The following is a 12023-nucleotide window of genomic DNA, read 5'->3' as shown; positions in this document are numbered from 1 at the left end:
TCCGCTGTTCGACGCTGGATTCATCTGGCGGAAGCGGGCTATCCCTGGAAGGTGAGGACCGGTTTCCACCAGCAGCTGGACACGCTGACCGACCAGCTCGCCGACATGTGCTCGATTGCCGCCGAGGCGATCAAGCGGGCGAGCGAGGCGCTGCTGAAAGCCGATTTGACGACGGCCGAAAGCGTCATCGCCGGCCACCGGGACATCGTCGCTCTCGACGCTCATGTGGAGGACACCGCGTTCGTGTTGTTGGCGTTGCAGGCGCCGGTCGCCACCGACCTGCGCGCGGTCGTCAGCGCCATCCGGATCGCCGCGGACGCGCGACGGATGGTCGAGCTGGCCGTCCACATCGCCGAGATCGCCCGCCGCCGCCATCCCCATCCGGCCGTTTCCGTCGAGGTGCGGCCATACATCGCCGCCATGGGCGAGGCGGCCGAGGCATTGGCCCTCGGGGCGCGGCAGGTGCTGATGTCGCAAGATCCGCGCGGGGCCGCCCAGATTCGTCACGACGACGACGCGATGGACGAGCTGCACCAGCAACTGCTGGCGGTGCTGATGGATCCGGCCTGGGCGCAAGGAGTCGCCGCCGCCGTGGACGCCACGCTGTTGGGCCGCTTCTACGAACGCTTCGCCGACCACGCGGTCGAGATCGCGCGGCGGGTGATCTTCCAGGCGACGGGGCGCTAGCCGGGGCCCTGCGCCGCGTGGCTCAGCACCAACAACTCACCCGTGAGGGTTCCCTCCTCGAGCAGCCGCCCGATCCTGGAACTCTGACGTTCGGCCAGCTGCCAGGCTTCCGTGTGTCCGTGCCGGTCCCCGAGGACGCCCTCCACGGTGGCCACGCGCTCGTTCCACGTGTCGTCGATCGGCGGCAGGGCCGACGTGCCGAGCCACTGCTCGACCTGGAGTGAGGCCGCGGAAAGTAGCTCACGCATTCGGTTTGGCGTCGGAAAATGATTGCCTTCCAACGTGTTTGACGGCAACTCACGGTGCGCGACGAAAACCAGCAAGCCGATGCGCCCGCCCGGCCGTACGACGCGGCGCAACTCCGTGAGCAACGCGAATTGATCAGGCGTCGTGCACAACACGCCCAGCGACCAGGCGGCGTCGACACTCGCGTCCCTGATCGGCAGGGCCGATCCCAATGCGCACACCACCGGGAAGCCGAACAGTTCCCGCGCCGCGCGGCAAGCGCCCGTTTCGGGTTCGACGAGCACGGGCCGCACCGCGCCGGATCGGGCGGCGTACGCGGCAGGGCCCCCGACACCCGCGCCGGAATCCAGCAGCGTGGCGCCGGGCGTCAACTCCATCCGCTCGATGAGCCAGTCGAGCGCAGCCGGACTTCCGCTTCCCCGGCAGCCGGCAGGGAGGTGGTAGTCCGGCCCCAGCTCCGCCGCGACCTGCGCGGTCCATTCGGCGACGGTGTCGAACTCGGCCTTCATCGCGTCGGTCATCGGCGCCGCTCCTCCCCCTCGTTGCGGCCCCCTGCATCGTCGGCACGGGTCATGGCGCCTCCGCCCGGATCCGACGACCGACCTCTGCCTTGATCTCCGCGCCGACGCGGGGGCCCGACGCCGACGCCAGCCCCGAGACGTTGACACCCTCGATGCCCTCGATCGACAACAGCTCCCGCGCCTCGCTCACCGCCGCCGCGATCCCGGCGGCCACCGGATCCCGCGCACTCAAAACCCGTTGCGTCACAGCGGGATCGAGCTCGAGTCCGGGCAAACCCTCCAGCACCGCCGCCGAGATGCTGTCGGTGAACACCGCGACCGCCGCGATCACCGGGATGGTCAGGCCGACCGATCGCGCCGTCGTCATGAAGTCGGCGACCATGTCGGGAAACGGCACATGGTTCAGCACCGCCAGGCTCGCTCCGGCTCGCTGCTTCTCGACCAGGCGGGCCGGTCGGCGGTGCACGGGTGGAGCGGTGGGCGTCTCGGGTACCGCTGCGGCCATGCCGACCGAGGCGGCCAGCGACACCAGGCGCGGCCCGTCGAGGTCGAAGGTCTGCGTGACGTCTGGGCGCACGTCGTATCCGCGCCCGTCACCCGTCACGCACAGCACCGTGTCGACATCGATGCTGCGTAATCCCCTCAACTCCTGCTCGAGGACCACCCGGTTGCGGTCGCGGCAGGACAGCGTGATCCACGGCGTCACGCCGGCGTCGAGCAGCAACGACGCCATGAGCGTCGGTGGAAAATCGGGCTTGTTCTGATGCTCGCCGACCAGGACGGCGTCGCACCCGGGCGCGAGGATGGCTGCGGTCGCGGCGATGTCGTCGGGATCGAAGGGGGTGGCACTGAAGTCGGTGAGCACCCGCGGAGCACTGGCGAGACGACGGTTGGGGCGATGACCCGACCACGGCACCACGTCGTCGAACGCACACGGGCCAGCGCGCATCTCGCACTGTCCGTCCGGGCGCACGCCGCCGCACGGCCCGAACTCCATCCGCTTGGGACACTCCGACTCCGCCGGCATCGTCACCCCCTTGAGCGTCAATACCCACACCAATGCGCACGCAAGCGCTCTGACCCGTCGCGGTCCGAACGCCGATGGTGGATTAGCAAGTGGTTCCCGCGGCTAATACGAAAGGGGCGCGCGCTGGGCGCGCGGCACAGCGAGGGAATGGGAACGGCTATGGAACCGATATCACCGATGGACGCGTTGTTCCTCATCGGCGAGTCACGCGAACATCCGATGCACGTCGGCTCGTTGCAGCTCTTCGAACCCCCGGAGGACGCCGGCCCCCATTTCGTGCGCGAGGCGTACCAGGCGATGCTCGAGTGCACCGAAATCCAGCCGTCCTTCCGCAAACATCCCGCCTTCTTCGGCGGCATCACGAATGTCGCGTGGTCCTTGGACAAGGACGTCGAGCTCGACTACCACCTGCGCCGGTCCGCTCTGCCCGAACCCGGACGGGTCCGCGACTTGCTCGAGCTGGCGTCCCGGCTGCACGGCAGCCTGCTCGACCGGCACCGTCCGATGTGGGAGGCACATCTCGTCGAAGGTCTGCAGGACGGGCGCTATGCGGTCTACACGAAGTACCACCACTCCCTCATGGATGGCGTCTCGGCGCTACGCCTGATGCAGCGCGCCTTCACGTCGGATCCCCAGGACGACGAGGTGCGCGTGCCGTGGAGCCTCGGTCCGCGCAAACGCAGCGGGCACCGGCACCAGTCGTCGCTGTTTGACCGGGTCGGCCGCACCGCGGGGTCGGCGCTCGCCATGGCGCCCTCCACGCTCAAGCTCGCGCGCGCGGCGCTGCTCGAACAACAATTGACCCTGCCGTTTCGGGCGCCGCGCTCGATGTTCAACGTGCGGATCGGCGGCGCCCGGCGGGTTGCGGCCCAGTCCTACTCGCTGGAGCGCATCAAGGCGGTCAAGTCGGCTACCGGTGCGACGATCAACGACGTGGTGCTCGCGATGTCCGCCGGGGCCCTGCGCGCCTACCTCATCGATCAGAACGCCCTGCCGGACGCGCCCCTGACCGCCATGGTCCCCGTCAATCTGCGCAAGGACGACGACGATCGCGGCGGCAACAACGTCGGAACCTTCCTGTGCAATCTCGCGACCCACCTCGACGACCCGGCCAAGCGGCTCGAGACGATCAGCGCGTCCATCCGCGAGACCAAAGAGGTGTTCTGGCAGCTACCTCCGGTCCAGCAGCTGGCGCTGTCCGCCTTCAACATCGGGGGGCTGTTCTTCGGGCTGATCCCCGGCTACCTGTCGGCGGGATCGCCGCCGTTCAACATCGTCATCTCGAACGTATCGACCGGTAACCGCGACCAATTGTACTGGCGCGGAGCGCGATTGGACGGAAACTATCCTCTGTCGATCCCATTGGACGGCCAAGCGGTCAACATCACCGTCACCAACAACGCGGACAACCTCGACTTCGGTCTGGTCGGTTGCCGGCGCAGCGTCCCGCACCTGCAGCGGATGCTCGGCCACCTCGAGGCGGCGCTGAAGGACTTGGAACTCAGCGCGGGCATCTGAGATGCGTTGCATCGCTTGCCGTCCCAGCAGTCCGTGAAACCCGCCGGCGCCCCGTTGCTGCATCAGGTTGAAACCTGTTGTGGGGAATACCACCGTTCCTACTGTAAGGTCCACGGTAACCGACCGCATGCGGGAAGGGTGGACCCGTGCCAAGCACTACCGATACGCGCAACCAGTCACGGCCGGACATTGATCTGACCGACGGCGCCTTCTATGCGGGCGACTCCCGGCCCGTCTATCGGTGGATGCGCGAGAATGAACCGGTCTTTCGGGACCGCAACGGGCTGGCGGCCGCGGCGACCTACCAGGCGGTGATCGACGCCGAGCGTGCGCCCGAGATGTTCTCCAACGCCGGCGGTATCCGGCCGGACCAGGACGCGCCGCCGATGATGATCGCGATGGACGACCCGGCGCATCTGCTGCGGCGCAAGCTGGTCAACTCGGGCTTTACCCGCAAACGCGTCAAGGACAGGGAGCACTCGATCGCCGAGCTGTGCGATGCGCTGATCGACAACGTCTGCGAGCGGGGCGAATGCGACTTTGTCTGGGACCTCGCCGCTCCGCTTCCCATGGCGGTGATCGGCGACATGCTCGGGGTACTTCCGGAGGAACGCCAGATGTTTCTTCGCTGGTCCGACGACATGGTCACCCTGCTCAGCAGCACGACCGCGCAAGAGGATTTTCAGGTCTCGGTGGACGCATTCGCCGCTTACACCGAGTACATGACGGGCATGATCGCGGCGCGCAAGGCGGAGCCGACCGATGACTTGGTCAGTGTGCTGGTACACGCGCAGGTGGATGGCGAGAAGCTGGCCGACCACGAGATCGTCACCGAGGTGCTGTTGCTGTTGATCGGCGGCGACGAGACCACCAGGCACACGCTTTCCGGCGGTACCGCGCAGATTCTACGGCACCCGCAACAGCACCAGCGGCTGGTCGACGACGTGGCGCTGCTACCCAACGCGATCGAGGAGATGCTGCGGTGGACCGCCCCGGTCAAGAACATGGCCCGCACCATGACCACCGACCTGGACTTTCACGGCGCGCAGCTCAAGCGGGGCGAGAAGATCATTCTGCTCTTCGAATCGGCGAACTTCGACGAGGCGGTGTTCGGCGATCCGCAGGACTTCCGCATCGACCGCTATCCCAACAACCACTTGGCGTTCGGGTTCGGCACCCACTTCTGCCTGGGCAATCAGCTGGCGCGCCTGGAGCTGTCGATCATGCTCGAGCGGCTGCTGAAGCGCCTTCCCGATATGCGGCTGGCTTCCGATGAGCCGCTGCCGCTGCGCCCGGCGAACTTCGTCAGCGGGCTGGAGAAGATGCCGGTCAAGTTCACGCCGACGGCCGCCTCACGCGCCTGATCTCGGCTGGACCGAGGATTCAACGGGTTTGGTGAGCGGCAAGGTCCGCATCGGTCGCGTAATCCAAATAGACGCTGGTCCCGTTGGGGCGCGCATGGATGGTGCAGTGATCGGCGAGGTTGTGCATCAACATGATGCCGCGCGATGCGCGGGGGTCGTTGGGGTGCCTGGACGAGGGTTTGCGCCAGCTGCCCCGGTCGCTGACGCAGACCCGAATCGACTCGGCGTCGGCGTCGTAGCTGGCCTGCAGTTTCATTGCGCCCACCTGATGATGCGAGCGATACGCGTGCTCAACACAATTCGCCAGCGCCTCGTTCACGCCCAGAACGATGTCCTCGCGGATCTTTTCCGGCGCGTGCACCTCTTGCTGCAGCCACCGTTGCAGCGCACGACGCCACTCCGCCGCCGTATCGGGGCGGGCTGGGCCGGCGAGCGTCAGCCGCACCGGCGTGGCAGTCTCCGGCTCTAGTGGACTCATGAAAAGTCACATACCCAGAAGCGGTTGGACCAATAACCTTCTGCGAGTATCGCTTCGGCCACAGCTGAATAGCCATCCAGAATCACCAGGTCATCGCGACGAACCGCGTTTATCGCGGGTTCGAGCGGCGCCGCGACAGGACAGGTGTGACCAATTCGCCAGTTTGGAGGTAGCTGTCGAGGTTTCGGATCGCCAGCAGCGCCATGGCCCGCCGGGTCCGCGCGGTGGCGCTGCCGATATGCGGCAGCAGAACCACGTTGTCCAGGTCGAACAACTCCGCCGGCACCCGCGGCTCCTCGGCGAAGACGTCCAGCCCCGCACCCCCCAGTTGCCCGGCGGTCAGCAGTTCCACCAGCGCGTCCTCATCGACGACGCTGCCCCGCGCGATGTTGATCAGGTAACCGTCGGGGCCCAAGGCGTGCAGCACGGCCCGGTCGACGAGCCTGTGCGTGTCGCGGTCACCCGTCGTGGCGACGACCAGAACGTCGACCGATTCGGCCAGTTCCACGGGCGACTCGGCGTAGCGAAATGGCGATCCCTCGATGCGGTGGCGGTTGTGATAGGCAATGGCGCAGTCGAATCCGAGGAGCCTGGCCGCGATCGCCGAACCGATCCGGCCCAGGCCCAAGATGCCGACCTGCAGGCCGCTGACATCTCTGGCATAGGGAAATGGGCCTTCCCGGACCCATCGGCCGGCGCGCACGTAGCGATCGGCGGCACCGAAACGGCGCAGCGTCATCAAGATCAGGCCCACCGCCGTGTCGGCGACTGTGTCCGACAACACGTCGGGAGTGTTACTCACGCCGATGCCGCGGCGCTTCGCCGCACCGAGATCGATCAGATCCACCCCGGCGCCATTGTTGACGATCACCTCCAGGTTGGGCAGCGCCGCGATGATGGCGGCATCGACGCCGGGCGATCCCGATGTCACCAGCACGCGCACATCGGCGCCATGCTCAACCAAGAACTCGGTTCGCGCGGTTCCGTCGGGAAGCGTCGCAATCTCGTAGCGCGCGGCCAATTCGCGTTCGAACGTCGGCTCCATTTCACCGACCCGTAGCACCCCGCTGACCTGTTTTGCCGTCACGTTTACATCATGCTTGACGCCGCATCCCGCCCCTGTCGCGCAGGGCAATATCCCGCCGGCCATCGGCACCGGTCGAATTCTTGCTGGTGCACTGCGTCTTTCGGGCGCGGGAAGTGCACCCGAGGCGACGTGGTTGGATAGCGAATGCGCATCGGAGTCGTCTTCCCACAAACCGAGCTCGGCTCGGACCCCGCCGTCCTTCGCGCGTACGCCAAGCGTGTCGAGGAGCTCGGGTTTACCCACATCCTCGCCTATGACCACGTCGTCGGCGCCGACCCGACGGTCCATCACGGCTTCAAGGGCCCCTACGACATCGACTCGACGTTTCATGAGCCTTTCGTCATGTTCGGCTACCTGGCCGCGGTCACGTCACTGGAACTGGTCACCGGGGTCATCATCTTGCCGCAGCGCCAATCGGTGTTGGTGGCCAAGCAGGCCGCCGAGGTCGATGTGCTCTCCGGGGGCCGCTTTCGGCTCGGAATCGGATTGGGCTGGAACGCCGTCGAATACGAGGCGCTCGGCGAGTCGTTCACCAACCGCGGGAGACGCTCCGAGGAACAGGTCGAGGTCATGCGCAGGCTCTGGACCGAACGGTCGGTCACCTTCACCGGCAGGTACCACACCGTGACCGCGGCCGGCCTGGCCCCGCTGCCCACCCAGCGGCCGATACCCGTGTGGTTCGGTGCGGCCTCCGATCGCGCGTACGAACGTGCCGGCCGGCTCGGCGACGGCTGGTTTCCCATGGTGGAGCCCGGTCCCAAACTCGATCAGGCACTCGAACAGGTGAACCGCGCGGCCGAGTCGGCGGGCCGTGACCCGAAGAGCCTCGGAATGGAAGGCCGGGTCAGCTGGACCGAGGACCGCGACAAGCTCGCCGCCACCATCGGCGCATGGAAAGCCGCCGGCGCCAGCCACCTGTCGGTGAACACCATGAAGGCCGGCTTCGCGAGCGTCGACGAGCACCTCGCCGCCTTGGAGCAGGTCGCCGCCGACCTGAAGTAGCGGCGCCGACGCGGTCGTCGGCTTTACTTGCTCCCTGACGCCGACAACTCCTCGACCAGGCTCAGGTGCACGTTGCGGCGGTTCGCCTTCGACCTTCCTGCGGTCTCACGGTCACTCGTGTCGACCGTGTCACGAACGTGGACCTGCCCGCCGGTAGCGCAGTGCCGTCGTTGCCAGTCGCTGATCGCCTGGTGCGCCGCGTGATCGAGATAGTTCGTGAGCAGGTGGATGGTGACCGACGTGCGTTCGGGAACGGACGCCAGCACGCCGGTCAGGCGTGGCAATGCCAGAAAGGTGCACGCACCTTCCACGACGACGTGCCATCCGTCACCAACGGGCTTGGCCTCGATCCTGGCCCGCACCACCCGCCATCCGGTCACGGCGACGGCCAGGGCGAGTCCGATCATGACGCCCTGCAGCAGGTTGAGGAAGACGACAGCGAGCACGGTTACCAAGTAGACGACGAGATCTCCGTTGCGCAAAGCGGTTTCGATATGCGCGGGCTTCAGCAGTTCGATGCCGATCACGATGAGCAGGCCGGCAAGTGCCGCCGTGGGGATCTCTTCGACGAGTCCCGCGAACGGCACCGCGAAGAGCAGTATCCAAATGCCGTGCAATATGGTCGAGGCGCGTGTTTTCGCGCCGGCATTCACGTTGGCCGCGCTGCGCACGATGACACCCGCGATGGGGAGCCCACCGATCGCACCCGACGCGATGTTCGCCGCGCCCTGCCCAATCAGCTCGCGGTTCAAGTCCGTTCGGGCGCCGGTGTGCATCCGGTCGATCGACACCGCGGTCAGCAGGCTCTGCACGCTCGTAATCAGGGTGACAGTGATCACCGCGACGGTGACGGCTGCCCAGTTCCCGTGTGGCAACGACGGTAGGCGCAACGCCTCGATCACCGAGCCATCCAGGACTATCCGGGATACGTTGAACGGAAAGACCACCGAAATAGCGGTGACCACGACGATCGCGACGAGTGGCCCGGGAATCTTGGCCACCCTGGCCGGAACCCAGCGCCAGGCGATCAGAATGGCGATCACCAAGAGACCCAACACAAGGCCTGGCCGGTGAGCGCCGACGATTTGTGCGGGCAGGCCGATGACATTGCTCCAGGCCGAACTCTTCGAAGCGCCACCCAGCAACACGTGCACTTGCTGCAGGGCGATCGTGATTCCGATGCCGGCCAGCATGGCGTGCACCACGACCGGCGAGATTGCCAGGGCCGCCCGCGCAATCCGGCTGAACCCCAGCAGGACTTGGAGAATCCCGGCCACCACGGTGATGAAACATGTTATCGCCCAGCCGAACTGAGAGATCACGTCGGCAACGACGACGGTCAATCCCGCGGCCGGGCCGCTCACCTGCAGTGGTGAGCCGCCGATCCATCCGGCAACCACTCCCCCGACGATCGCCGCGATCAGACCGGCGAGAACCGGTGCGTCCGAAGCAATCGCGATGCCGAGCGACAACGGGAGTGCCACCAGAAAGACGACCAATGAGGCCGGCAGGTCGTAGGGGAGCGTCTCGCGTAACCGGTCGATTCGGGATTGGCCTGCGTCCTGCGCGCCCCGACGAACTGGCTGTTCTACCTGTTGCACCGGCCCTCCCCTGAATTGATCACTAGCGGTGGGCGTTTCGATATCCACCCGGTCACGGCAGGTAGGAAACGCGTAAAGCCGTGCAGCGCAGGCGGTTAGAACTACCGCGAACGTCATTGTTCGGCGGATGTGCCTGGACTATGCGTTCGAAGGTAGGTGGGGCGAGCACGAAGGGTCAACCGGACAAGCCGAGCGCATATCGAATGCAAATCTTTCGGCGCCGATCGCAGACACCAAGACCATTAGACGGAAAGCGGTTACTCCAGAACGAAAACCGGGATCTGACGTGCCGTCTTTTCCTGGTATTCGGCATAGGGCGGAAAAGCCTCAACGGCCCGCTGCCACCACTCCTCGCGCTCGGCACCGTCGAGCTCGCGAGCCGTCAACGTGACAACCTTGTCGCCATCCTGCAACGTCACCGCCGGATTCGCCTTCAAATTGAAGTACCAAACCGGATGTTCCGGAGCGCCGCCGTGGGACGCGACAATCACGTAACGACCATCCTTCTCGACCCGCATCAGCGGTACGTAGCGCTGCTTGCCCGACTTCGCTCCGGTGACGGTCAACAGAACGATCGGTCGGTCGAATACCTCGACTCCATCGGTCGTGCCTCGACTCAAGATCTGTTCGGTCTGGTCGCGCACCCAGCCCCTCGGGCTCATTTCGATTTCGTCAGCCATACCTACAGCGAACACCCGGCCAGCGCCACTGCATTCCCCGGGTGTCGCCCTGCACCGCGCGTCGCCGCGCGCCTCGGTGACCCCTGCGCGCAGGAGTACAGTGGAGTCGTTTAGACAGGCTAGCTAATTTCGCCGCAGGCTGTAGAGAGGAGACGGGCGTGACCCGCACCGAGAACGACACATGGGATTTGGCGTCCAGCGTCGGAGCCACCGCGACGGCGGTTGCCGCACAGCGGGCGATCGCGTCCCAGGGCCCAGACGCGTTGTTGAACGACCCCTGGGCGGATCCGCTCGTCCGGGCGGTGGGCGCAGACGCCTTCATCAAGCTTCTCGGCAACCGGCTCGACCGTAGCGATGACCCGCTGCTGAACCGCCGGGCCGTGCGGGAGCAGATCACCGTGCGCACCCGATTCTTCGACGACTTCTTCGTGCAAGCGACCGAATCGGGTATCCAGCAAGCGGTCATTCTGGCGTCCGGCTTGGACACCAGGGCTTACCGCCTGCCCTGGCCGGCGGGGACGGTCGTATACGAGATCGACCAGCCCGAGGTGATCGAATTCAAGACGCGAACTCTGACCGAGCTGGGCGCCACACCGAGTGCTGAGCGCCGCACCGTGGCGATCGACCTGCGCGACGACTGGCCTTCGGCGCTCGTGGCAGCGGGGTTTGACGCTCAAAAGCTGACTGCGTGGAGCGCCGAAGGGCTGCTCGTTTACCTGCCGCCCGAGGCGCAAGACCGTTTGTTCGACAACATCGCCGCGGCTTCGGCGCCGGGCAGCCGGATTGCCACCGAACACATGGATCTGCGCGACATCCCCTCGGACTGGGCGAAGAAGTTGACCGAGCGGTCTCAGCGCATTGGCTCCAACATCAATCTGGCGGAGTTGTTCTACACCGGTGAGCGCAACAGCGCGGCCGAATACCTGGCCGCGCGTGGTTGGCGGATCGATATACGGACAACCCAGCAGGCGTTTGCCGCACACGGCTTCGCAGTGCCGAACGACGAACTGGCTTCCTTCGGCGACGCATCGGGGTACCTGACGGCCACGCTCCAGTAGCGCATATCAGCCTCATTGACACATATCAGCTAACTTGATATAAAGGGGACTATGACGCAGCCGACCCAAGAGATGTTCGAATCCGCCTATCGGGGTGAGGCTCCCGAGATGGGCGAGGGAAACCGGCCACCGTGGAGCATCGGTGAGCCGCAGCCCGAGATCGCCGCCCTGATCGAGGACGGCAAGTTCCACGGCGACGTGCTCGACGCCGGTTGTGGCGAGGCGGCGGTATCGCTGTACCTCGCCGAGCGCGGCTTCACCACGGTAGGCCTGGACCAGTCGCCCACCGCCATCGCGTTGGCAACCGAGAAAGCCGCCCGGCGGGGCCTGACCAGCGCCACCTTCGATGTCGCCGACATCAGCGCCTTCACCGGCTACGACGGCCGCTTCGGAACCATCGTCGACAGCACGCTTTTCCACTCGATGCCCGTCGAACTGCGCGAAGGCTACCAGCAGTCCATCGTGCGGGCCGCCGCACCGGGAGCCTCGTACTTCGTGCTCGTCTTCGACCGCGCCGCGATGCCGGCCGAAGGCCCCGTCAACGCTGTCACCGAAACCGAGCTGCGCGATGTCGTCTCGAAGTACTGGGTGATCGATGAGATCCGGCCGGCGCGCATCCACGCCAACGTGCCTGAGAGCTTCCTGGCCGGCTTTGAGGCCTTCGCCGGCGCCGACATTCGTGACGAGGACAACGGTCGCAAGTCCGTGGGCGCCTGGCTGCTCTCCGCGCACCTCGGCTGACGAACGTGGCGAA

12 protein-coding genes are annotated in these 12023 nt (G+C 66.1%); 6 read left to right on the top strand and 6 right to left on the bottom strand.

Going from position 1 to position 12023, the window contains the following annotated elements:
- The first annotated feature begins 51 nt into the window (after positions 1 to 51).
- A complete protein-coding gene (phoU, locus tag AC5Y7E_RS01680; RefSeq protein ID WP_499917334.1) occupies positions 52 to 687 on the top strand; it encodes a phosphate signaling complex protein PhoU in 636 nt (211 codons plus the stop codon).
- Here the strand turns inward: phoU and AC5Y7E_RS01675 are convergent.
- Both AC5Y7E_RS01675 and AC5Y7E_RS01670 read right to left on the bottom strand, forming a co-directional pair.
- Complete coding sequence (locus AC5Y7E_RS01675) at positions 684 to 1454, bottom strand: class I SAM-dependent methyltransferase (RefSeq protein ID WP_499917335.1); 771 nt, start codon at positions 1452 to 1454, stop codon at positions 684 to 686. The genes phoU and AC5Y7E_RS01675 overlap by 4 nt on opposite strands.
- Before the next feature lie 49 nt (positions 1455 to 1503).
- Positions 1504 to 2481, bottom strand: coding sequence for a methylenetetrahydrofolate reductase (locus tag AC5Y7E_RS01670; RefSeq protein WP_499917667.1), 978 nt, complete (start codon positions 2479 to 2481; stop codon positions 1504 to 1506).
- A gap of 159 nt (positions 2482 to 2640) precedes the next feature.
- On the opposite strand from AC5Y7E_RS01670, the gene AC5Y7E_RS01665 reads away from it, so the two are divergent.
- Positions 2641 to 3999: a WS/DGAT/MGAT family O-acyltransferase gene (locus tag AC5Y7E_RS01665; RefSeq protein ID WP_499917336.1), complete on the top strand. Its 1359-nt coding sequence runs from the start codon at positions 2641 to 2643 to the stop codon at positions 3997 to 3999.
- A gap of 146 nt (positions 4000 to 4145) precedes the next feature.
- Positions 4146 to 5363, top strand: a complete 1218-nt coding sequence (locus AC5Y7E_RS01660) for a cytochrome P450 (RefSeq protein ID WP_499917337.1) — start codon at positions 4146 to 4148, stop codon at positions 5361 to 5363.
- Positions 5364 to 5382: 19 nt separating this feature from the next.
- Here AC5Y7E_RS01660 and AC5Y7E_RS01655 read toward each other — a convergent pair whose 3' ends face one another.
- Together AC5Y7E_RS01655 and AC5Y7E_RS01650 are read right to left on the bottom strand one after the other, a co-directional pair.
- A complete protein-coding gene (locus AC5Y7E_RS01655; RefSeq protein ID WP_499917668.1) occupies positions 5383 to 5808 on the bottom strand; it encodes an ATP-binding protein in 426 nt (141 codons plus the stop codon).
- A gap of 142 nt (positions 5809 to 5950) precedes the next feature.
- A complete protein-coding gene (locus AC5Y7E_RS01650; protein WP_499947555.1) occupies positions 5951 to 6886 on the bottom strand; it encodes a 2-hydroxyacid dehydrogenase in 936 nt (311 codons plus the stop codon).
- A 186-nt stretch (positions 6887 to 7072) separates the two neighbouring features.
- Here AC5Y7E_RS01650 and AC5Y7E_RS01645 point away from each other — a divergent pair, with 186 nt between their 5' ends.
- Positions 7073 to 7930: an LLM class F420-dependent oxidoreductase gene (locus tag AC5Y7E_RS01645; protein ID WP_499947262.1), complete on the top strand. Its 858-nt coding sequence runs from the start codon at positions 7073 to 7075 to the stop codon at positions 7928 to 7930.
- Positions 7931 to 7953: 23 nt separating this feature from the next.
- Here AC5Y7E_RS01645 and AC5Y7E_RS01640 read toward each other — a convergent pair whose 3' ends face one another.
- Positions 7954 to 9531, bottom strand: coding sequence for a SulP family inorganic anion transporter (locus tag AC5Y7E_RS01640; RefSeq protein ID WP_499947261.1), 1578 nt, complete (start codon positions 9529 to 9531; stop codon positions 7954 to 7956).
- Between the two features lie 257 nt (positions 9532 to 9788).
- Positions 9789 to 10211 (bottom strand): nitroreductase family deazaflavin-dependent oxidoreductase, encoded by a 423-nt coding sequence (locus AC5Y7E_RS01635; RefSeq protein ID WP_499947260.1) that lies wholly within the window; start codon positions 10209 to 10211, stop codon positions 9789 to 9791.
- A 158-nt stretch (positions 10212 to 10369) separates the two neighbouring features.
- Between AC5Y7E_RS01635 and AC5Y7E_RS01630 the strand changes: the two genes are divergently transcribed.
- Both AC5Y7E_RS01630 and AC5Y7E_RS01625 read left to right on the top strand, forming a co-directional pair.
- On the top strand, positions 10370 to 11269 hold the full coding sequence (locus AC5Y7E_RS01630) for a class I SAM-dependent methyltransferase (protein WP_499947259.1): 900 nt from the start codon (positions 10370 to 10372) through the stop codon (positions 11267 to 11269).
- 51 nt (positions 11270 to 11320) lie between these two features.
- On the top strand, positions 11321 to 12010 hold the full coding sequence (locus AC5Y7E_RS01625; RefSeq protein WP_499917342.1) for a class I SAM-dependent methyltransferase: 690 nt from the start codon (positions 11321 to 11323) through the stop codon (positions 12008 to 12010).
- Positions 12011 to 12023: the final 13 nt, after the last annotated feature.

Source organism: Mycobacterium sp. NGS17 (assembly GCF_059813205.1).
This window is presented reverse-complemented; position numbering and strand designations above follow the sequence as displayed.